General features: G+C 67.4%; 20 protein-coding genes. 14 read left to right on the top strand and 6 right to left on the bottom strand.

The window, feature by feature from the left end:
• Positions 1-40 precede the first annotated feature (40 nt).
• The 14 genes from ACODSM_RS01875 (at position 41) to ACODSM_RS01810 (ending at position 16092) form a co-directional block, all read left to right on the top strand.
• Positions 41-724 (top strand): CerR family C-terminal domain-containing protein, encoded by a 684-nt coding sequence (locus ACODSM_RS01875; RefSeq protein ID WP_233250406.1) that lies wholly within the window; start codon positions 41-43, stop codon positions 722-724.
• Between the two features lie 7 nt (positions 725-731).
• Positions 732-2114 (top strand): efflux transporter outer membrane subunit, encoded by a 1383-nt coding sequence (locus ACODSM_RS01870; protein WP_488804153.1) that lies wholly within the window; start codon positions 732-734, stop codon positions 2112-2114.
• 110 nt (positions 2115-2224) lie between these two features.
• Positions 2225-3439 carry an efflux RND transporter periplasmic adaptor subunit gene (locus tag ACODSM_RS01865; protein WP_488804152.1) on the top strand — a complete coding sequence of 405 codons (1215 nt, stop codon included), beginning with the start codon at positions 2225-2227 and terminating at the stop codon, positions 3437-3439.
• Between the two features lie 12 nt (positions 3440-3451).
• Entirely contained in the window at positions 3452-6586 is a 3135-nt protein-coding gene (locus ACODSM_RS01860; RefSeq protein WP_488804151.1) for an efflux RND transporter permease subunit, read from the top strand.
• A 106-nt stretch (positions 6587-6692) separates the two neighbouring features.
• Positions 6693-7904 carry an HD-GYP domain-containing protein gene (locus ACODSM_RS01855; RefSeq protein WP_209816838.1) on the top strand — a complete coding sequence of 404 codons (1212 nt, stop codon included), beginning with the start codon at positions 6693-6695 and terminating at the stop codon, positions 7902-7904.
• A 316-nt stretch (positions 7905-8220) separates the two neighbouring features.
• Positions 8221-8805, top strand: a complete 585-nt coding sequence (locus ACODSM_RS01850; RefSeq protein ID WP_488804150.1) for a glutathione peroxidase — start codon at positions 8221-8223, stop codon at positions 8803-8805.
• Positions 8806-9049: 244 nt separating this feature from the next.
• The gene (locus tag ACODSM_RS01845; protein WP_488804149.1) at positions 9050-10360 is read left to right on the top strand and encodes an NAD(P)/FAD-dependent oxidoreductase; all 1311 of its coding nucleotides are present in this window, start codon (positions 9050-9052) and stop codon (positions 10358-10360) included.
• Positions 10357-11160, top strand: coding sequence for a DUF1365 domain-containing protein (locus ACODSM_RS01840; RefSeq protein ID WP_488804148.1), 804 nt, complete (start codon positions 10357-10359; stop codon positions 11158-11160). Before ACODSM_RS01845 ends, ACODSM_RS01840 begins: the two co-directional genes overlap by 4 nt.
• A 23-nt stretch (positions 11161-11183) precedes the next feature.
• Positions 11184-12407 carry a class I SAM-dependent methyltransferase gene (locus ACODSM_RS01835; protein WP_488804238.1) on the top strand — a complete coding sequence of 408 codons (1224 nt, stop codon included), beginning with the start codon at positions 11184-11186 and terminating at the stop codon, positions 12405-12407.
• 61 nt (positions 12408-12468) lie between these two features.
• Positions 12469-13002, top strand: coding sequence for a chalcone isomerase family protein (locus tag ACODSM_RS01830; protein ID WP_488804147.1), 534 nt, complete (start codon positions 12469-12471; stop codon positions 13000-13002).
• A complete protein-coding gene (locus ACODSM_RS01825; protein ID WP_488804146.1) occupies positions 12999-14291 on the top strand; it encodes an MFS transporter in 1293 nt (430 codons plus the stop codon). The genes ACODSM_RS01830 and ACODSM_RS01825 overlap by 4 nt, the downstream gene beginning before the upstream one ends.
• 20 nt (positions 14292-14311) lie before the next feature.
• Entirely contained in the window at positions 14312-14851 is a 540-nt protein-coding gene (locus tag ACODSM_RS01820) for a DUF3833 domain-containing protein (RefSeq protein WP_210436207.1), read from the top strand.
• Positions 14848-15630 (top strand): SDR family NAD(P)-dependent oxidoreductase, encoded by a 783-nt coding sequence (locus ACODSM_RS01815; RefSeq protein ID WP_209816833.1) that lies wholly within the window; start codon positions 14848-14850, stop codon positions 15628-15630. Before ACODSM_RS01820 ends, ACODSM_RS01815 begins: the two co-directional genes overlap by 4 nt.
• Before the next feature lie 6 nt (positions 15631-15636).
• Entirely contained in the window at positions 15637-16092 is a 456-nt protein-coding gene (locus ACODSM_RS01810) for a nuclear transport factor 2 family protein (RefSeq protein WP_488804145.1), read from the top strand.
• A 12-nt stretch (positions 16093-16104) separates the two neighbouring features.
• Here ACODSM_RS01810 and ACODSM_RS01805 read toward each other — a convergent pair whose 3' ends face one another.
• From ACODSM_RS01805 to ACODSM_RS01780, 6 genes are all read right to left on the bottom strand, one after another.
• Complete coding sequence (locus tag ACODSM_RS01805; protein ID WP_488804144.1) at positions 16105-17010, bottom strand: sugar phosphate isomerase/epimerase family protein; 906 nt, start codon at positions 17008-17010, stop codon at positions 16105-16107.
• Between the two features lie 15 nt (positions 17011-17025).
• Entirely contained in the window at positions 17026-17925 is a 900-nt protein-coding gene (locus tag ACODSM_RS01800; RefSeq protein ID WP_291441824.1) for a VOC family protein, read from the bottom strand.
• A 37-nt stretch (positions 17926-17962) separates the two neighbouring features.
• The gene (locus ACODSM_RS01795; RefSeq protein WP_209817006.1) at positions 17963-18823 is read right to left on the bottom strand and encodes a shikimate dehydrogenase; all 861 of its coding nucleotides are present in this window, start codon (positions 18821-18823) and stop codon (positions 17963-17965) included.
• A 129-nt stretch (positions 18824-18952) separates the two neighbouring features.
• Positions 18953-19957 (bottom strand): TRAP transporter substrate-binding protein, encoded by a 1005-nt coding sequence (locus ACODSM_RS01790; RefSeq protein ID WP_488804143.1) that lies wholly within the window; start codon positions 19955-19957, stop codon positions 18953-18955.
• A gap of 57 nt (positions 19958-20014) precedes the next feature.
• On the bottom strand, positions 20015-21295 hold the full coding sequence (locus ACODSM_RS01785) for a TRAP transporter large permease (RefSeq protein WP_260668909.1): 1281 nt from the start codon (positions 21293-21295) through the stop codon (positions 20015-20017).
• A gap of 27 nt (positions 21296-21322) precedes the next feature.
• Positions 21323-21907 carry a TRAP transporter small permease gene (locus ACODSM_RS01780; RefSeq protein WP_488804142.1) on the bottom strand — a complete coding sequence of 195 codons (585 nt, stop codon included), beginning with the start codon at positions 21905-21907 and terminating at the stop codon, positions 21323-21325.
• Between the last annotated feature and the right edge of the window lie 78 nt (positions 21908-21985).

The following is a 21985-nucleotide window of genomic DNA, read 5'->3' as shown; positions in this document are numbered from 1 at the left end:
CTCCATGCCAGATTCAGCCTCCAGGTCGCCCCGGCCTTCCATGCCCCCACCACCGCCCACGGAAGGCGCGCAGGCCCGTGCACGGCTGCTGCACGCAGCGTTGCGCCTCTTTGCAGAAAACGGCTTTGCCAAGGCATCCATCCGCGACATTGCCCAGGCGGCGGGGGTCAACCCGGCCTCCATCAGCTACTACTTTGGCGACAAGAACGGGCTGTACCGTGCGGCGTTCACCGAACCCATGGGCAGCCCCATCGCCGTGGATGCCTGGCCGGACACCTTGCCTGCGTTCATCGAGCTGCTGATCCAGAGTTTCATGCAACCCCTGCACGAAGGCGATCTGGTCGAGCTGTGCATGCGCTTGCACTTTCGCGAAATGCTGGACCCGACCGGGCTGTGGCAGCAGGAGCTGGAGTGCGAGATCAAGCCCGCGCACGCCGCGCTCGTGGGCCTACTGTGCAAGGAGTTCGGCCTGAAAACCGCCGATGACGACGTACACCGCCTTGCCATGGCCATCACCGCCCTGGCGCTGCAGTACTACGTGGGCCGCGACGTGGTGCAGGCGGTGCGCCCCGGACTCACCGCCACGCCACGGGGACTGGCCGCCACCACATCACGGCTGGTGGACTTTGCCCAGTTCATGGTGGACGGGGAGCGCCAGCGCCGCGCTACGGCCCGCGCTGCTGCGTCCGCCAAAAAAACCTCCTCTTCCCGTACCCCAGAGTGACTTGCACATGCGACTGATCTCACACAAACCCCTGTGGCTGGCGCTGGTCCTGCCACTCGTGGCCTGCTCCACCACCGCACCCCCAGCCCAGGTCGAAACACCCGTGCCCATGGGCTGGCAGGCACCCTTGCCGCACCAGGGCTCCCTCACGGACATGGCCCGCTGGTGGACCCAGCTGCAAGATCCGCTGCTAGTCGAGCTGATCGACGCCGCCCAGGCCGTGAGCCCGGGCATCGCGCAGGCCCAGTCGCGCATTGCGCAGGCCCGCGCCACGCAGGTGGGCAGCCGGGCGGCGTTGCTGCCTTCACTCGACGCACAGGCCAGCGCCAGCCGGGGCTTCAATGACCAGCTGGCCCGCGTGGCCACCACCTCGCAGGCCGGACTGCAGGCGAGTTGGGAAGTGGACCTGTTTGGCGCCAACCGCGCCGCCAAAACTGCGGCCGATGAACGGCTGGCGGGCGCACAGGCCCTGTGGCACGAGGCGCGCGTGAGCGTGGCGGCCGAGGTGGCACAGCAGACCAGCAGCATCCGCACCTGCCTGGCCCAGCAGCAGGTGGCCGAGCGCGACGCGCAGTCCCGTGGTGAAACGTCCCGCCTGTCCCAGCTGAGTGAGCGCGCGGGCTTCACGGCGCCCGCCACGGCCGCACTGGCCCGTGCCAGCGCCGCCGAGGCCCAAGCCCGTGCGTCACAGCAGCGCATGCAATGCGATGTGGAAGTCAAGGCCCTGGTGGCGCTCACCGGCTGGGAAGAACCCACCCTGCGCACCCGGCTGGCCCAGCCGGTGGCTGCGGCCCCGGACACGCTGTTTACCGTGGACGCACTGCCCGCCCAGGTGCTGGCCCAGCGCCCCGACGTGTACAACGCCGAGCGCGAAGTGGCGGCCGCCAGTGCCGACGTCGCCAGCGCCCAGGCCCAGCGCTACCCACGCCTGACCCTCAGCGGCAGCGTGGGTGCAGCCCAGGTGCGCACGGGGGGCGTAACCACCGACCTGAACACCTGGACCATCGGCCCGCTGGCGCTCAGCGTGCCCCTCTTTGACGGTGGCCGGCGTGCCGCGCAGACCGATGCAGCGCAGGCCCGCTATGACGAGGCCGCCTCGCAGTACCGGGCCAAGGTGCGCCAGGCCGTGAGCGAGGTCGAGCAAGCCCTGGTGCGCCTGCAAAGCACAGCCGAGCGCAGCGCCAGCGCGCGCACTGCCGCCGACGGCTACCGCGCATCGTTCGACGCGACCGAGGCGCGCTGGCGCGGAGGCCTGGCCAGCCTGGTGGAGCTGGAAGACGCCCGGCGCACAGCGCTGGCCGCCGAGAACGCGTTGATCGCGCTGCAGCACGAGCGCCAGACCGCCTGGATTGCGCTGTACCGCGCCGCTGGCGGCGGCTGGAAGCTATGAGACACCCCCTGAGGCGCTTTGCGCCTCGTCTGCGCATCGCCGGTTTCAAGCGCAGTGGGCTGCGCCCAACACCATGCACAGCGGATATGAATTTTTCAGGACAGATGCACATGCAACACTCCTCCTTCTCCTTCAAGTTTTCCCCCACCGCCTTCGCCGTGATCACCGCCTGCGTGCTGGCCACGGGCGGTGCGCTGGTTTTCTCGGGTGCATCGCGTGCCGCCGATGAACCCAAGGCGGGCCAGCCCCGGCCTGCGCTCACCGTCAGCACGGCGCAACCGCAGCGCATGCAGGTGCCGCTGCGCCTGGCCGCCAACGGCAACATCGCGGCCTGGCAAGAGGCGAGCATTGGGGCCGAGAGCAACGGCCTGCGCCTGACCGACGTGCGCGTGAACGTGGGCGATGTGGTCAAGGCCGGGCAGGTGCTGGCCACCTTCTCTGCCGACACGGTGTTGGCCGATGTGGCCCAGAGCCGCGCCAGCCTGCTCGAAGCCCAGGCCAATGCGGCCGAGGCCGCCGCCAATGCCGATCGCGCCCGCTCGCTACAGGCCACGGGCGCACTCAGCCAGCAGCAGATCCAGCAGTTCACCACGGCCGAGCAAACTGCCAAGGCCCGCGTGGAGGCCGCCCAGGCCGCGCTGAACGCGCAGCAGCTGCGCCTCAAATACACGCAGGTGGTGGCACCTGACAGTGGCGTGATCTCGGCCCGCACCGCCACCGTGGGCGCGGTGGTGGGGGCCGGCACAGAGCTGTTCCGCATGGTGCGCAAGGGCCGCCTGGAGTGGCGCGCCGAGGTCACGTCCACCGAGCTGCGGCGCATCCAGCCCGGCGCCAAAGTCAGCGTCACCGCCGCCAGCGGCGCCGTGGCCGAGGGCACCGTGCGCATGGTCGCGCCCACGGTGGACCCGCAGACGCGCAATGCGCTGGTCTACGTGGATCTGCCCGCCAACACCGACTTCCGTGCCGGAATGTTTGCGCGGGGCGACTTCGCGCTGGGCAGCAGCGACGCGCTCACCGTGCCGCAAGAGGCGCTGGTGGTGCGCGACGGGTTCTCGTACGTGTTTGTGGTGGGCGGAGACCAGCGCGTGCAGATGCGCAAGGTCCAGACCGGCCGCCGCGTGGCCGACCGGGTCGAGGTGCTGTCGGGCCTGGATGCCGGGGCCTCCGTGGCCGTGCGCGGTGCGGGCTTTTTGAACGATGGTGACCTCGTGCGCGTGGCGGCCCCTGCGGCGGCGCCAGCGGCGGGCAAGCAGTCCTCCAGCGAGTATTTCATGCAAAAAGTGCCTGTAGCGCTAGTGGATCATGCGCTGACAGCTATCAATTAAGGAGCATTCCCGATGAATGTATCCACCTGGTCCATAAAGAACCCCATACCGGCGCTGATGCTGTTTGTGCTGCTGACCTTCGGCGGCCTGCTGTCCTTCAACGCGATGAAGGTGCAGAACTTCCCGGACATCGACCTGCCCACGATCTCCGTCACGGTGGCGCTGCCCGGCGCCTCGCCCGCGCAGCTCGAAAACGACGTGGCGCGCAAGATCGAGAACAGCATCGCCACGCTGCAGGGCCTCAAGCACATCTACACCAAGGTGCAGGACGGCGGCGCCACCATCACCGCCGAGTTCCGGCTGGAGAAGCCCACGCAGGAGGCGCTGGACGACGTGCGCTCGGCCGTGGCCCGCGTGCGCGGCGACCTGCCGGGCGACGTGCGCGACCCCATCGTGACCAAGATGGACCTGGCTGCGCAGCCCGTGCTGGCCTTCACCATCGCGTCGGCCCGCATGGACGATGAGGCGCTGTCCTGGTTTGTGGACGACGCCGTGGCCAAGAAGCTGCTCACCGTGCGTGGCGTGGGCGCCGTCAACCGCGTGGGCGGCGTGCAGCGCGAGGTGCATGTGGCGCTCGACCCGGTCAAGCTGCAGTCCCTGGGCGCCACGGCGGCCGATGTGTCGCGCCAGCTGCGGCTGGTTCAGACGGAGAGTGCTGGTGGCCGCACAGACCTGGGCGGCAGCGAGCAGCCTGTGCGCACGCTGGCCACGGTGCAGTCGGCGCAGGAGCTGGCGGGCCTGACCCTGGCCCTGTCGGACGGCCGCCATGTGCGGCTGGACCAGGTGGCCACGGTGGCAGACACCATCGCCGAGCCCCGCGCGCTGGCGCTGCTCAACGGCAAGCCGGTGGTGGGCTTCGAGGTCGCGCGCAGCAAGGGCGCGAGCGAAGTGGAAGTGGGCGCTGCGGTGCAGGCGGCCCTGCAGGAGATGCGCTCGCAGCACCCCGACCTGGAGATCACCGAGGCCTTCAACTTCGTGCAGCCGGTGCAGGAGGAATACGACGGCTCCATGCACCTGCTGTACGAAGGTGCGTTGCTGGCCGTGCTGGTGGTGTGGCTGTTCCTGCGCGACTGGCGCGCGACGTTTGTATCGGCTGTGGCGCTGCCGCTGTCGGTGATCCCGGCGTTCATAGGCATGTACTGGCTGGGCTTCTCGATCAACGTGATCACGCTGCTGGCGCTGTCGCTGGTGGTGGGCATTTTGGTGGACGACGCCATCGTGGAGGTCGAGAACATCGTGCGCCACCTGCGCATGGGCAAGACCCCCTACCAGGCGGCCATGGAGGCGGCCGACGAGATCGGCCTGGCCGTGATCGCCACCACCTTCACGCTGATCGCGGTGTTTTTGCCCACGGCGTTCATGAGCGGCATTGCGGGCAAGTTCTTCAAGCAGTTTGGCTGGACGGCGTCGCTCGCGGTGTTTGCCAGCCTGGTGGTGGCCCGCCTGCTCACGCCCATGATGGCGGCCTACATCCTGAAGCCCATCGTGGGCGACCACAAGGAGCCGCGCTGGATGACGGTGTACCTGCGCTGGGCCGCGTGGTGCATCAAGCACCGGTGGATGACCTTCATTGCCACGGCGGCGTTCTTCATCGGCTCGCTGGCGCTGATCCCGCTGCTGCCCACGGGCTTTATCCCGCCCGACGACAACTCGCAGACCCAGGTGTACCTGGAGCTGCCGCCCGGCGCCACGCTGGCGCAGACGCGTGCCGTGGCCGAAGACGCGCGCCAGCGCATCGCCCAGATGGAGCATGTGCAAAGCGTGTACACCACCATTGGCGGCGGCTCGGCCGGCACCGACCCCTTCATGGGCGGCGCCAGCACCGAAACCCGCAAGGCCACGCTCACCATCCTGCTGTCCCCGCGCGGCGACCGGCCGCGCAAGCAGGGCATCGAGAACAAGATCCGCGCCGCGCTGGAGACGCTGCCCGGCGTGCGCAGCAAGGTGGGCCTGGGCGGCTCGGGCGAGAAGTACGTGCTGGTGCTCACGGGCGACGACCCGCAGGCGCTGACCACGGCCGCGTTGGCGGTCGAAAAGGACCTGCGCACCATTCCGGGCCTCGGCAGCATCTCGTCCACCGCCAGCCTCGTGCGCTCCGAGATCGCCGTGCGCCCCGACTTTGCCCGCGCCGCCGACCTGGGCGTGACCAGCAGCGCCATCGCTGAAACCCTGCGCATTGCCACGGTGGGTGACTACGACGTGTCGCTGCCCAAGCTCAACCTGGCTGCGCGCCAGGTGCCCATCGTCGTCAAGCTGCAGGACGATGCACGCAAGGACCTGTCGCTGCTGGAGCGGCTGCCGGTGCCCGGCGCCAAGGGCCCGGTGATGCTGGGCCAGGTGGCCACGCTGGAGTTCAGCGGCGGCCCGGCCGTGGTGGACCGCTATGACCGCGCACGCAATGTGAACTTCGAGATCGAACTCTCGGGCCAGCCGCTGGGCGACGTGACCAAGGCGGTGGAGGCGCTGCCCTCCATACAGAACCTGCCGCCGGGCGTGCGCCAGATCACGATTGGTGACGCCGAAATGATGGGCGAGCTGTTTGCCAGCTTCGGCCTGGCCATGCTCACTGGCGTGCTGTGCATCTACATCGTGCTGGTGCTGTTGTTCAAGGACTTCCTGCACCCGGTGACCATCCTGGCGGCGCTGCCGCTGTCGCTGGGCGGTGCGTTTGTGGGGCTGCTGATTGCACAAAAGAGCTTCTCGATGCCCTCGCTCATCGGGCTGATCATGCTCATGGGCATTGCCACCAAAAACTCCATCCTGCTGGTGGAATACGCCATCCTGGCGCGGCGCGAACACGGCATGACGCGTTTTGAGGCGCTGATCGATGCCTGCCACAAGCGCGCACGGCCCATCATCATGACCACGCTGGCCATGGGCGCGGGCATGCTGCCCATCGCCATTGGCCTGGGTGCGGCCGACGCGAGCTTTCGCTCGCCGATGGCGGTGGCGGTGATTGGCGGGCTCATCACCTCCACGCTGCTGAGCCTCTTGGTGATTCCCGCGGTGTTCACCGGGGTGGATGACCTGGGACAGGGGTTCGGGCGGCTGGTCCGCCGCCTGCGCGGGGGGCGCCATGCCTCGGGCGCACCGGCGGCCCCCGCAGCCCCGGCCACGGCACCCTCAGCGCCGCATTCCGCCCCCTGACGCCAGCACTTGGCGCGCCCCCCGGCGTGAGCCCAAAAAGCAGGGCAATCACGGGGGTTGCGCGGGCTTTGGCGGGGGGTAGCCGTCGGATAATGCAATGCGCACCATGAACCTCGTCAGCCTCAACATCGAATCCATCCAGCTGGGCCACCCCTTGCCTTTTGTGCTGAGGGGGGCCGATGGCGTGTTGCTGGCGCAAAAAGGCTATGTGATCCGCACCCGCGACGAGCTGGCCAAGCTGGTCGAACGGGGCCGCGAGCTGTGCGTGGATACCGACGAATCCGGCGGCAGCCACCGCGCCTACCTGGCGCAGCTGCAGCGCATGCTGATCGCCGACACCAACCTGGGCGAGATCGCCGCCATGAAGATGACGGCGGGCGAGCAGGCCGCCGCTGCAGCCGCCGCGCGTGCAGGCAAGACCCTGCCCGACTGGCCCGAACTGCAGTTGCGCGCCACGCAGCTGCTGCGCGCCCCGTCGCCCAGCGACTTCGGCGGGCGCTTTCAGGCGCTGCACGACGAGCTGGCGCGCCATTGCGAACAAACCCCCGACGCCACCTTGCTGGGCCTGATTTACCTGTCGGCCCAGGAAACACGCATGTACAGCGCCACCCACTCCATGCTGGTCAGTTGCGTGTGCATGGTGGTCGCCCGCGAGATGCTGCGCTGGCCCAGCAGCCGCGTGCAGCAACTGGGGCACGCGGCGCTGAGCATGAATATCGCCATGACCGAGCTGCAGGACCAGCTGGTGCTGCAGACCCAGCCCCTCACCGCGACCCAGATCGCGGCCGTGGAAGACCACGCGGCGCGGTCCGAGGCGCTGCTGCGCCACCTGGGCGTGGCCGACCCGGTGTGGCTGGAGGCCGTGCGCTGCCACCACCACCGCACGCCCGGGCCGCTGTCCAAGAAGACCGAAGCCCAGCAGATGGCGCGCCTGCTGCAGCGTGCCGACATTTTTGGCGCCCGCCTGGCTCCCCGTGCGGCGCGGCTGCCCATGCCCGTCACCGCCGCCATGCAGGCCAGCTACTACGACGAAGAACACCAGGTGGACGAGGCCGGCGCCGCCCTCGTCAAGACGCTGGGGGTCTACCCCCCGGGTGCCTTTGTGCGCCTGGCCAGCCGTGAGGTGGGCGTGGTCATCCGCCGGGGCACCACCGCCACCACCCCCCGCGTGGCCGTGGTGACCAACCGCGACGGCATGGCCACGGGCGAGCCCATCCCCCGCGACACGGGCATGCCGCCCTGGAAGGTCACCGGCGTGGTGGCGTTCAAGGACGTACGCGTCAACCTGTCGCTGGACCGCCTGCTGCAGATGGTCTGACGACCAGGAGGGCGCTGCAAGCCCCCCGGTTCTACGCGCCGCCGCTGTCAGCGGCGGGCCACAGCCCCCCCCCGATACCTGCATGAGGCGTTGCCCATGCGTGGCTCCTGCCGTCCGTCACTGGGGCTGACGCTGTATCCCCTCCTTTCCCTGCCCGGCCATGGGCTGGCGCCAGTGGCACCGCGCGTCCCGTTTCCTCCCGAAATCTGAATCCAAACGCGTGCGCGCCACGTAAACCATTCAGTACAAATAAAAACTCATGTGGACAAAAAATGATGAAATGGTTAAATTGGCTGCACTCACTGCCCAAAGTCCTATGAAACGCCTCACAAGACTCCTCTCGACCGCCGCCGCCCTGGGGGCCTGGCTGTTGCTGGCGCCCGTCGCCCAGGCGGCCGACGCGCCTGCCGGGTGCCCGGCCACGCTGCAGCACACCTTCCCGCGCCTGCAGGACGAAAAGCCCCAGTCGCTGTGCCAGTACAGCGGCAAGGTGGTTCTGGTGGTCAACACGGCCAGCTTCTGTGGCTTTACCGGCCAGTACAAAGGGCTGGAAGAGCTGTATGCCCGCTATAAGGACAAGGGGCTGGTGGTGCTGGGCTTCCCGTCCAACGACTTTGCCCAGGAAAAAGGCAGCAACAAGGAAATCGCCGACTTCTGCGAAAACACCTTCGGCGTGAAATTTCCGATGTTTGCCAAGAGCAGCGTGAAAGGACCGGAGGCCTCGCCGCTGTACCAGCAGCTGGCCCAGCTGTCGGGCACGGCGCCCCGCTGGAACTTCCACAAGTACCTGCTGGGCCGCGACGGCAAGCTGGTGGACAACTACTCCAGCCTGACCGGGCCGGACAACAAGGGCCTTGTGCGTGCCATCGAACGGCAGCTCGCCCTGCCTACTCCCCGGTAAGCGCCATGACTTCTTTACATTTCTTGAAAAAAAATACAGGCGCCCTCTGGAACTTCGCCGCAGCGGCCCCACTCTATCCATTGCGCAAGACGATTGCGCGGCGTACAGTTTTAACGTTGCGAAGCCTTTCGGGCCCCTGGGTTCCGACTGACCTCCTGGAGCGCTTCTCCTCCCTCCCTCTCTTATTCGTTTCGGGACGCTTCGCAACCTTTTTATTCCAGGCGCCGGCCAGAGGGGGCCGGCCATGAAAATCGCCATCATCGGCTCCGGCATCTCCGGGCTCTCCGTCGCGCACCAGCTGCGCGGCCAGGCGAACATCACGCTGTTTGAGGCGGGCGACTACTTCGGTGGGCACACCCACACCGTCGATGTCACCTTGCCCGATGCGTCGGGCACCCCCGTCACCCACGGCGTGGACACCGGGTTTCTGGTGTTCAACGAGCGCACCTACCCCAACCTGATCCGCCTGCTGGCCGAGCTGGGCGTGGAGACGGCCAAATCCGACATGTCGTTTTCGGTGCAGGTGCCCGCCGCCCTGGGCGGCGGCAGAGCCCTGGAATGGAGCGGTACCAACCTGAGCACCGTTTTTGCCCAGCGCTCCAACCTGGTCAACCCGCGCTTTCTGGGCATGCTGCGCGACCTGCTGCGCTTCAACAAGCTGTGCACGCGCATTGCCGAAAAGCAGGCCGAGGCCGCGCTGATGCAGCCCCTGGGAGACTTCCTGCGCGAGCACCGCTTTGGCGACGCGTTCCGCGACTGGTACTTCTTGCCCATGCTGGGCTGCATCTGGAGCTGCCCCACGGACCAGATGCTGAAGTTCCCCGTGGCCACCATGATCCGGTTCTGCCACAACCACGGCCTGATCCAGGTGAGCAACCGGCCGCAGTGGTGGACGGTGTCCGGCGGCGCGCGCCACTATGTGGACAAGATCGTGGCGGGCATTGCCGACAAGCGCCTGAACACCCCCGTGCGCCGCATCGAACGCGACGCCGCCGGTGTGCGCGTGGTGACCGCAGGCCACACAGAACACTTCGACAAGGTGGTGCTGGCCACACACTCCGACCAGTCCCTCGCGCTGCTGGCCCAGCCCACGACGCAGGAGCGCGCCGTGCTCGGCGCCATCCGCTACCAGGCCAACCGCGCCGTGCTGCACACCGATACGTCTGTGCTGCCCGAGCGCCGCGCCGCCTGGGCCGCGTGGAACTACGAGCGCGCCCAGCAGCGCAGCCGCGAGTCGGCCCGCGTGTGCCTGCACTACCTCATCAACCAGCTGCAGCCCGTGCCGTTCGCGCAGCCCGTGGTGGTGTCGCTCAACCCGGTACGTGACATTGCAGCCGAGCACGTGATCGGCAGCTACGAATACGCCCACCCGGTGTTCGACATGGCCGCCATCCGCGCGCAGCAGCAGGTGGGCAAACTGCAAGGGCAGCAGCACACCTGGTTCTGCGGCGCCTGGACGGGCTACGGCTTCCACGAGGACGGCCTCAAATCCGGCCTGGCCGTGGCCGAACAATTGCGGGCTGCCCTGCCAGCCCCCTTGGCGGAGGCCGCGTGAGCCACGCCCCGGCCCCATCCGCAGCGCCCCTCATTGGCTTCGGCCAGGTGCGCCACACGCGTCTGCGGCCCCGGCGGCATGCGTTTGCCTACCCCACGTTTTTTCTGATGCTGCCGATGCGCAGCCTGAGCGGCACACACACGCCGCTGGCGGTGAACCGCGGCGGTGCCATCAGCTTCCATGATGTGGACCACGGTGACGGCCGCAGCGCCGCACAGGGCGGGGCGCTGGCGTGGCTGGACGAGCTGCTGCGCACCGAAGGCATCTCCGACGCCACGGGCGAGGTCTGGCTGCACTGCTACCCCCGCGTGCTGGGCTACACCTTCAAGCCCGTGAGCTTCTGGTATTGCCACCGTGCAGACGGCCACCTGCGCGCCATCGTGGTCGAGGTGAACAACACCTTTGGCGAGCGCCACTGCTACCTGCTGGACGCGCCGCAGTACGGCGTGGAACAGCGGGCGCGCAAGGTGTTCCATGTGTCTCCCTTTTGCGAGGTGAGCGGCGGCTATCGCTTCCGCTTCATGCGCACCGAGGCCAGTACCAAGGCCGGTGCACAGGATGCGGGCCGCTCCGTGGTGCGCATCGACCACGACGACGACACCGGCCCCCTCATCCAGACCAGTGTGAGCGGCACCCTGCAGACCATCACCCCAGAGACCCTGCGCCAGGCACTGTGGGGCTACCCCGCCATGACGCTGGCCATCATTGCCCGCATTCACTGGCACGCGCTGCAGCTGTGGCTCAAGCGCGTGCGTTTCCACCGCAAGCCCGAGGCGCCCGCCGCCGCTGTGACCCGTTGATTTCCATGACGAACGAGACCGCCATGAACTCCACCACCGCCCCCCGCTCTGCCCAAGCCCTGCCCGCCGGCACCCCTGCAGCCGCCCGCACGGCGCTCAAGCTGCTGCATAAGCTGCAGCACGGCCACCTTACGGTGCAGCTGCCCGACGGCACCCTGCAGCACTTCGGCCACGGGAACGGTCCCTCGGCCGCGATCACGCTCAAGAACTGGAATGTGTGCAGCGCCGCACTCAAGTCGGGCGACATCGGCTTTGCCGAGAGCTACATCGCGGGCGACTGGACCACCCCGCACCTCACCGACCTGCTCAAGCTCTTCATCGCCAACCGCCAGCAGGTGGAAGGCGTGATCTACGGCACCTGGGCCGGCCGGCTGCTGTACCGCATCAAGCATTTGCTCAACCGCAACACCCGCGCCAACAGCCAGAAGAACATCCACGCCCACTACGACCTGGGCAACGCGTTCTACGAACTCTGGCTGGACGACACGATGAACTATTCGTCCGCCTGGTTTGAGGGCGATGCGGGCGGCGACATGCGCAAGGCCCAGCACGCCAAAGTGCGCCGCGCGTTGCGCATGGCCGGCGTGCAGGCGGGCGACCGCGTGCTGGAGATCGGCTGCGGCTGGGGCGCGCTGGCCGAGATGGCGACCGTCGAATTCGGCGCCCGCCTGACGGGGGTGACGCTCTCCACCGAACAGCTCGCGTTTGCGCAAAAGCGCATGGCGCAGCAGGGGGTGGCCGAGCGTGCCGACCTGCGCCTGCAGGACTACCGCGACATCCAGGACGGCCCGTACGACGCCATCTGCTCCATCGAGATGGTCGAGGCCGTGGGCCGCGAATACTGGCCCACCTACTTCCAGTCGGTGAACCGCCTGCTCAAGCCCGGCGGCAAGGCCTGCATTCAGAGCATCGTCATCGACGACAGCCTGTTCGACCGCTACATCAGTTCCACCGACTTCATCCAGCAATACATTTTCCCCGGCGGCTGCCTGCCCTGCCCGCGCGAGTTCCGCCGCGAGGCCGAGGCGGCAGGCCTGCGTGTGGTGGACGAGTTCGCGTTCGGCCAGGACTACGCCGAAACCCTCAAGCGCTGGCGCGAGCGTTTTCTGGCGCAGCGCACCCAGATTCTGCAGCTGGGCTTTGACCAGCGCTTCATGCACATCTGGGAGTTCTACCTCGCCTACTGCGAAGCGGCGTTTGCGATGAGCAACATCGACCTGGTGCAGTACACGCTGGTCAAGGACTGATCAAGGGCTGAGAATTGCTATGAAAAACATAGCTATTACCGCAATATTCACTAGCGCATTGATGGCTTTTGGCCCTCAAACCGCGCTGGCGCAGGTGGCAGAGGCCAGTGCGGCCACTGCAGCCCCGATGTCGGGCGCGCGGTTGGTGGGGCAGGGCGTGCTGCGCTTTCTGGGGTTTGAGATCTACCGCGCGCGGCTGTGGGTGCAGCCCGGCTTTGATGCCGACAACTATGCGGCCCACCCCTTGGCGCTGGAGCTGACCTACCACCGTGACTTTTCGGCCGACGCCATCGCCAAGCGCTCCATCGAGGAGATGCGCCGCGTGGGCAGCTTCACGCCCCAGCAGGCCACGCGGTGGCAGCAGGCGCTGGCCGCCGCCTTGCCGAATGTGAAGGCGGGCGACCGGCTGTTGGGCTTGTACCAGCCCGGCGAGGGCGCCGTGTTCAAGATGGGCGGGCGTGTGGTGGGCGAGGTGCCCGACGCCGAGTTCTCGCGCCTGTTCTTCGGCATCTGGCTGTCGCCACAGACCTCCGAGCCCGGGCTGCGGCAAGAGCTGATCGCCGCCACCCGCACGGCGGGCCAAGGGCAGCAATGACCACCACCCCGCCCATTCGCGCCGGCCAAGGCCTGGCCTATGGGCTGCTGGGCCTGCCGCTGGCGTTTGTGGCGCTGCCGCTGTATGTGCTGCTGCCCAACCACTACGCGCGCGAGTTCGGCATGCCACTGGCCACGCTGGGGTCGGTGCTGCTGGCGGCGCGGCTGTTTGATGCGGTGTCCGACCCGCTGCTGGGCCGCCTGTCGGACTACCTGTTTGGCCGCTCGGTGCGCGCCGTGCTGGCAGTGGGCGCGGTGTCGGCGGTGGTGCTGGCACTGGGGTTGACCAGCCTGTTCTTCCCGCAGGTAGCAGGGGCCGATGCGCTCATCGCCTGGGCGCTGGTAGCGCTGCTCATCACCTACACCGCCTACAGCCAGCTGGGCATTGCGCACCAGTCCTGGGGCGCGCGGCTGGGCGGCGACGAGCTGCAGCGCGGCCGCATCGTGGCCTGGCGCGAGGGCGCAGCGCTGGTGGGTGTAGTCACCGCCTCGGTGCTGCCCGCACTGCTGGGCCTGCCAGTCATGCTCAGCGTGTTTGCACTCACCTTGCTGCTGGGCTGGTGGGCGTGGACGCGCGCGCCGCGCCCCACAGACCACGCAGGCGCCGTGGCCGGCGTGTACCGCCCGCCCCAACGTGCCAGCCTGTGGCGGCCCTGGGGGCGGCCCGCCTTCCGCCGCTTGCTGGCGGTGTTCATGCTCAACGGCATTGCCAGCGCCATCCCGGCCACGCTGGTGCTCTTCTTCATCCAGGACCGCCTGCAGGCCCCGCCCGCGCAGGAGCCGATGTTCCTGGCCGCTTATTTCGTCTGCGCGGCGCTGTCCATCCCGCTGTGGCTGCGCGCCGTCGCCCGCTGGGGTCTGGCACGCACCTGGCTGGCTGGCATGCTGCTGGCGATTGCGGTGTTTGTGTGGACGGCGTTCCTGGGTGCGGGCGATGTGGTGCCATTCCTCATCGTCTGTGCGCTGTCGGGCGTGGCCCTTGGCACCGACCTGGCCCTGCCCAGCGCCTTGCTGGCTGGCGTGATTGCCGCCGAGGGCGACAGCGGCCGGCACGAGGGCGCTTACTTCGGCTGGTGGAACTTTGCCACCAAGCTCAACCTGGCGCTGGCCGCAGGCCTGGCGCTGCCGCTGCTGGGCTGGTGGGGCTACACGCCAGGCACACGCAGCGACGACGGCCTGCACACCCTGGGGCTGGCCTACGCCGTGCTGCCCAGCGCGCTCAAGCTGCTGGCAGCGGCGGCGCTGTATTGGCTGGTGCTTCGGCCTGCGCGCGGCGCGGCCAGTGCCTGATTTTTCAAGGGATGCCCAACATGCAAAGACGCCTTCTCCTCTCCGCCGCCGTGGCCGCACCTGTGGTCTTGTCCGGCTGCGCCAGCCAGAACCTCGATGGCTACGCCAGCGAAAAACCGGTGCTGGACCTGGCCCAGTACTTCAACGGCAAGATCGACGCCTACGGAATCTTCCAGGACCGCAGCGGGCAGATCGTCAAACGCTTCACCGTGGTGATGGACTGCAGCTGGAAGGGCAACGAGGGCGTGCTGGACGAAGCCTTCACCTATTCCGACGGCACCACGCAGCGCCGCATCTGGCGCCTGACCAAACATGCCGACGGCCGCTACACCGGCACCGCCGACGATGTGGTGGGCACGGCCAACGGGCAGACGCGCGGCAACGCCTTCCGCTGGAACTACACGCTGGCCCTGCCCGTGGACGGCAAGGTCTACAACGTGGACCTGGACGACTGGATGTACCTCATCGATGACCGCGTGATGCTCAACCGCGCCACCATGAGCAAGTTCGGCGTGCGGCTTGGCGAGATCACCTTGTCCTTTACCAAGCGCGCACCATGAAACTCAACCCTCCCTTGCGCGACTGGAAGGGTCGCCGGGCCTGGCTCATCGGAGCCAGCAGCGGCATTGGCCGGGCCACGGCGGCAGCGCTGCATGCGCGCGGCGCGCAAGTCATCGTCTCGGCCCGGAGCAGCGATGCGCTGAACGCCTTTGTGGTTCAGCACCCCGGCAGCACAGCGCTGGCCTTTGACACTGCCGAGCCGGCGCAGGTGCAAGCCGCCGCCGCACAGGTGCTGGCGGACGGCGCGCCCGACCTGGTGTGCTACTGCGCGGGCTACTACCGCGACATGCGCGCCACCGACTTCGACCTGACCGTGATGCTGCGCCACGAGCAGATCAACTACAACGGCGCACTGCATGTGCTGGCCGCCGTGCTGCCCGCCATGCTCACTGCGGCGCAGACGGGGCACCCTGGGCATGTGAGCCTGATCAGCAGCGTGGCGGGGTTCCGGGGCCTGCCCAAGAGCCTGGCCTACGGGCCCACCAAGGCCGCGCTCATCAACCTGGCCGAGGCGCTGTACCTGGACCTGCACGACCTGGGCCTGGGCGTGAGCGTGATCAACCCCGGCTTTGTGGCCACGCCGCTCACGGCGGGCAACGACTTCACCATGCCTGCGCTCATCTCCCCCGAAGCGGCAGCCGACGCCATCCTGCAGGGCTGGGCGCGCGGGCAGTTCGATATTCACTTCCCCAAGCGCTTTACGCGCGTGATGAAGCTGCTGCGGCTGCTGCCCTACCGGTGGTACTTTCCAGCCGTCCGCAAGTTCACGGGACTCTGAGTTTCCATGCAACCCCCTTACACCGCCCCCGCTACCGAAGAAGCCGTCACGCGCGTCATTGCGTTTTTTGAAAACCTGTCGCCCGCCGATGTGGCGAGCATCGGCCAGTTCTACGCGCCCCAGGCGCGCTTCAAGGACCCGTTCAACGAGGTGGTGGGCGTGCCTGCCATCCAGGGCATCTTTGCCCACATGTTCGAGGCACTGGAGCAGCCGCGTTTTGTGGTCACGGGCCGCGTGGTGCAGGGGCAGCAGTGCTTTTTGACCTGGGACTTTCTGTTCGCCTTCAAGGACTTCCACAGGGGCGTGACGCAGACGGTGCGCGGCGCCTCGCACCTGGTGCTGGACGCCCAGGGCCAGGTGACCTTGCACCGCGACTACTGGGATGCCGCCGAAGAGCTGTACGAGAAGCTGCCCGTAGTGGGCGCGCTGATGCGCTGGCTCAAGAAGCGCGCCAATAGCTAACAGTGCAAGCGTTCATGCGGCTGCACGGATGCGCGGGTGCCCCGGCAGCGGCACGGCACGCTGCAACACGCCTTCGGCCAGCCACAGCGCGCTGTTCCATGCGCGTTGCGCCACATAGGGCAGCGGCAGCTGCTGGTAGTCGTCGTTGAAGACTTCAAAGCTGTAGTCGCCCTGGTAGCCCATGCCGTCCAGTGTGCGCACCAGCTCGGCCAGCGCCTGGCTGTGCACGCCCTCGCCGGGGAACACGCGAAAGTGCCGCGCAGTCTCAATGCGCTCCTGCACCGTGCGCGTCTCCTGCCACATGAAGTCCGAGAGCTGCACCAAGTAGATCTTGGCCGGGTCCACATCCTCCAGCGCCGAGAGCGGCGTGCTGGTGGCGAACTGGTGGTACGAGTCGATGGCCAGGCCCAGGTTGGGGCAGTCGGCCTGCTCCACAGCCGCCCAGGCCTGGTGCACCTCGTTGATGTGGCGGCCCCACGAGAGGCCTTCAAAGGCCACGCGAATGCCGTGCGGCAACGCCAGCAGGGCCAGCTTGCGCAGGTCCCGCGCAATGGCGTCGGCATCGGCCGTGGCGTGTGACGATGTGGAGCTGCAGGCCAGCAGCACGGGAGCGCCCAGGTCCCGTGCCATCAGGATCATCTGCTTGGCAATGTCCACCTTGTAGCTGTGCAGGTGGCCTGAGAGGCCTTCAAAATCGCGCAGCACCTGAAAGCCCGTCACGCGCAGACCGCTGTTGCGCACGGCGTGCACGGCGGCCTCGATGCCCGCAGGGTGGCCCACGATGTCGCGCGCGGCCAGCATGATCTGGCCAAAGCCTGCGGCCTTGACGGCAGCGAGCTTGGCCTCCAGCGGGCCGGCCAGGCTGATGGTGTCCATGCCGAAATCGGCGACGTTGCGTTGCATGGTGGATCGGCGCATGGGCGGTCTCCAGGCTCAGCGCGCGTCGAGCACCAGCTCGAAGCTGGGCGAGGCTGCATCGGCGCGCGTGAGGGCGCCGCGCGTGCCGGTGTGCACGCCCGTGGGCGACTCCACAAACTCCACGCCGCGCGCACGCAGTGCATTCACTGTGGCCAGCACGTCGGGCGTGCCAAAGGCCACGCGCTGCAGCAGCTCCTCGGGATCAGCGTCCAGTGCATCGACCTGCGGCTCAATCAGTTGCCAGTGCAATGTGCCGCACGGGCTGGACAGGATGCGGCCATGGGTGAGCACGCCAAACGACTGGTTGGGCGCCAGCTCGGCAAAGCCGAACAGCTCGCTGTAGAAGTGGATCCAGTCCGCCGCGCGACCCAGGCCGATGTACTGCACCACGCCAAACAGGTGCAGGCCTTGCAGTGCGGGCGGGCGCGGGTGGACGGTGGGAATGGGCACAAAGTCCACGTCGTAGATGGAGAACTCTTTCCAGCGGTCCACGAAGTAGATGCGGCTCGCGCCCACACCGTGGATGGCGGGGATGTTCAGCTCCATCACCTCGACCTCGGTGTGCACAGCCCATGCGCCCAGCTCCAGCACGCGGCGAAACGCTGCGGCGGCGTTGCCGACACGGAATGCGACGGCGGCCAGCACGGGGGCTTCGGTGAGCGTAGGCGGTGCATGCAGGCCCGTGCGCTCGGAATCCTGGTGTGCGTTGACGATGATGTTCATGTCGCCCTGGCGGTACAGCAGCACCTCGCGCGAGCGGTGGCGCGCCACGGGCTGGAAGCCCATGCGCTCCAGCGCCTGGCCCAGCGCTTGCGGGCGGCTGGTGGCGTATTCGATGAACTCCACGCCCTGCAAGCCCAGGGGGTTGGGCAGTTCGCCCAGCGCTTCGCGGGCGGCCATCATCGGGGTGCTCATGGGGTTGGCTCCTTGTGGTTTGCTGCGGGCGTTGGCATCAGCGGGTACTGACCAGGCGGCGGAAATGCGCGTCCATGCGTGCGGCATCGGGCGCCTCGCCAGTGAACAGCTCGAACGCGCCCACAGCCTGGCCCACGGCCATGCCGCCGCCGTCCGACACGCGGCAGCCCAGTGCGCGCGCGGCCTGCACCAGCGCGGTGTCGAGCGGGAAATACACCACCTCAGACACCCACATCGCGGGCCGCAGCAGCGCCACGTCCAGCGGCAGGCCGGGCAGTTTGTCCATGCCCGTGGGCGTGGCGTGGATCAGGCCGGTGGCTTGTGCCATGGCCGCTTGGATGTCAGCCGCTTCGGCCCGGGCGCCGTAGAGCGCATTCACGTCGGCCGCCAGTTGCGCTGCGCGCTCGGGCTGTGCATCGACGATGCTCAGGTGCTCGGCGCCCAGGCGCAACACGGCGTGTGCAATTGCAGCGCCCGCACCGCCTGCGCCCAGCAGCACCACGCGGCGCAGGTCGGCGCCGGGCAGCGCGCGGGTAAAGCCCCAGGCCCAGCCCGATCCATCGGTGTTGTGCCCCACCAGTTGTCCATCACGGATAACCACGGTGTTCACGGCGCCCATAGCGCGCGCTTCTTCGGACAGGCTGTCGAGGTGCGGGATCACTGCCTGCTTGCAGGGGTAGGTCACGTTGCAGCCGGCGTAACCCATGATGCGCGCCGCCGACAACAGCGTGGGCAGATGCTCCACCGAGGACGCCGAGCGGTCCAGGTCAATGAGCTGGTAGTGCAGGCGCATGCCGTGGTGGCGTGCTTCTTCTTCGTGCAGCGCGGGCGACAGCGACTTCTGGATGCCGGCACCGATCAGTCCGATCAGCACCTTGCGGGGGCTTGTGGATGGCATGGCGGACGTGGGTGTGGTGACCGGGGGATCAAGCAGCTGGGTGCTCATGGGGCGGGCGGAATACGGGGTGAATGCACGGCCGGGCGTGGCCAGGCCATGGGCGGCCGTGCGAGGAGGGCAGCGTGGGGCTTACTTGCCGCCGCGCAGCTTGGCCAGCGTGGCGTAGACCTCTTTCACCGTCTCGGCGCCCACTTTTTCGCTGTGCTTTTCGACCACGGGCTTGACCTTGGCGCGCAGCTTGTCCAGCTCGGCGGGCGAGAACTCGGACACCTGCATGCCCGCCTTCTTGAGGTCTTCCAGCGCCACGTTGGCCTGCACGCGCGACACACCGCGCTGGAAGGTGGTGGCCTCGGCCATGGCGTCGGTGAGCGCCTTCTGGTCAGCAGGGTTCAGGCTGTCCCAGAACTTCTTGCTCACGATCACGGCCTGGGGGTTGTACATGTGGCGCGTGACGGTCAGGTATTTCTGCACCTCCGCAAACTTGGACGACAGGATGGTGGAGAACGGGTTCTCCTGGCCGTCGACGGCCTTCTGCTCCATGGCGGTGTACAGCTCGGGGAACGGCATGGGAACGGCGTTGGCGCCCAGCGCGTTGAACATGTCGATGTAGATGGGCGACTGGATCACGCGGATCTTGAGGCCCGCAATGTCTTCGGCCTTGGTGATGGGGCGCTTGCTGTTGGTGAGGTTGCGAAAGCCCAGCTCCCAGTAGCCCAGGCCGATCAGGTTCTTGGCCTGCAGCTTGTCGAGCAGTTTCTTGCCGAAGGGGCCGTCGGTCACGGCATCAGCCTCTTGGGGCGTAGCGAACAGGAAGGGGAAGTCGTAGATGCCGAATTCCTTGGCCTGGGCGGACAGGATGCCGGCGTTGAGCACCGTCATCTCCACCGTGCCACCTTGGAGCGCCGACACCGTCTGCAGGTCGCCGCCGAGCGTGCCGCCGGGGAAGAGCTTCACGGCAATGCGGCCGTTGGTCTTGGCCGCCACCAGGTCGGCGAACTTTTGCGCGCCCTGGGCCTGGGGGTGGTCCTTCTGGTTCTGGAAGGCGAACTTGATGGTGCGTTCCTGCGCCTGCGCGGCGGGCAGCAGCGATGCAGCGATGAGGGCCGTGGCGAGCAGGGTCTTGAGCAGCTTCATGGAATGGTCTCCTTGGGTTTTTGGGCAGGCAGAAACGGTAGGCGCGGAAGGGTGGGGTCAGCCCCCCAGCAGGCGCAGGGGCACGAGGACGATCGACGGGAACAGCACCAGCAGGAACATGACGATGAACTGCGCCACCATGAAGGGCATGACGCCCCGGGTGACCTGCGACATGGAAATGCGGCCCACCCCGGCCACCACGTTGAGCACGGTGCCCACGGGCGGTGTGATGAGGCCAATGGCGTTGTTGATAATGAACAGCACGCCGAAGTACACCGGGTCAATGCCGGCTGCCTTGACCACCGGCATCAGCACGGGCGTGAGGATGAGGATGGTGGGCGTCATGTCCATCGCGGTGCCCACCACCATGACCAGCACCATGATCGCGATCAGCAACAGCGTCTGGTTGCCCATGAAGGGCTCCAGCATGCCGATGACGGCAGACGGAAGATCGGCCACGGTAATGAGCCAGGCAGACACCATGGCGGCAGCGACCAGGAACATCACCACGGCGCTGGTGCGTGCAGAGGTCTGGAAGATCTCCACCAACTGGCGCAGGGTCAACTCGCGGTACACCACCATCGCGACAAACAGTGAGTAGACGGCGGCCACCACAGCGGCTTCTGTCGGCGTGAATACGCCCATGCGCAGGCCCACCAGGATGATGATGGGCAGGCCCAGGGCCCACACGGCCTCGCGCAGTGCCAGCAGCAGCTCGGCGCGCGTGGCCCGCTTGGGCGGCGCCACGTTCTCGCGCCGCACCAGCCACCACCACGTCACGGCCAGCGAGAGCCCCAGCAGCACGCCAGGAACAATGCCCGCCAGGAACAGCTTGCTGATGGACACGTTGGCGGCCACGCCAAAGATCACAAAACCGATGGAGGGAGGGATCACTGGCGCGATGATCCCGGCAGAGGCAATCAGGCCCGCCGAGCGCTCCTTGTTGTGCCCAGCCGCCACCATCATCGGCAGCAGCAGCGACGCCAAGGCCGCCGCATCCGCCACGGCCGAGCCCGACACGGCCGCCAGGATCACGGCCGCCATGATGGCCACATAGCCCAGGCCGCCGGGGACATGGCCCACCACGGTGAGCGCCAGCTTCACGATGCGCTTGGACAGCCCGCCCACATTCATGATCTCGCCCGCCAGCATGAAAAAGGGCACCGCCAGCAGCGGAAAGCTGTCCGCGCCGTTGATCACGTTCTGCGCCAGGATCTGCGCGTCGAACAGGTCCAGATGCCACATCAGCGCCACGCCGCAGATCAGCAGCGCGTAGGCGATGGGGACGCCGATCGCCATGGCAAGCAGCAGGGAGCCCAGGAAGATGGTGACGGTCATGGTGCGCGTTCCAGTGCAAAAGGGGGATCAGGGGCGCGGGCCTGCCGAGGGAGGGGTTGCACTGGCGTCTTCCGTGCGGTGTTGCAGCGCTGCGAGTTCTTCGCTTTCCTGCACCATGACCAGTTCGTTGTCGCTCAGCGGCACAAACAGCGTGCGCAGCAGATCACGCAGCAAGATGGCAATGGCGGACCCGCCCATGAGCACACCGCTCGCGTAGAAGATGCCCACCGATGCCCCCGTGACCGGTGCTTCGGTGTCTGCATTGATCACCATCTGCGCCCAACTGCCCTTGAGCAGCAGCCAGGAGACATACAGCATGGCGACCTGCGCCAGAACCAGACAGACCTTTTTGCCCACCGCAGGCAGGCGGGACACCAGCACGTCGGTACCCAGGTGTCCGTGCTCCCGCAAAGCCACCACGGCTCCCATGAAGGTCAGCCACACAAACAGCCATCGCGACAGCTCTTCGGACACCGTGATGCCCGAGTTCATGGTGTAGCGCAGCACCACGTTGCCGAACACCAGCACCACCATGATGGCCAGGCACAGGCCGGAAAGCATGTCGAGTGCGCGGGTGTATCGCCCGAGCCAGCGGTCGGCCAATGCAAGCATGGTGTCTCCAGTCGTTATCGGTTGCTGTTTTTAAATTTTGTACGAACTGGTTAGTATTTGATCTAGGTGCAAACCCTG

Source organism: Acidovorax sp. FG42 (assembly GCF_057809195.1).
This window is presented reverse-complemented; position numbering and strand designations above follow the sequence as displayed.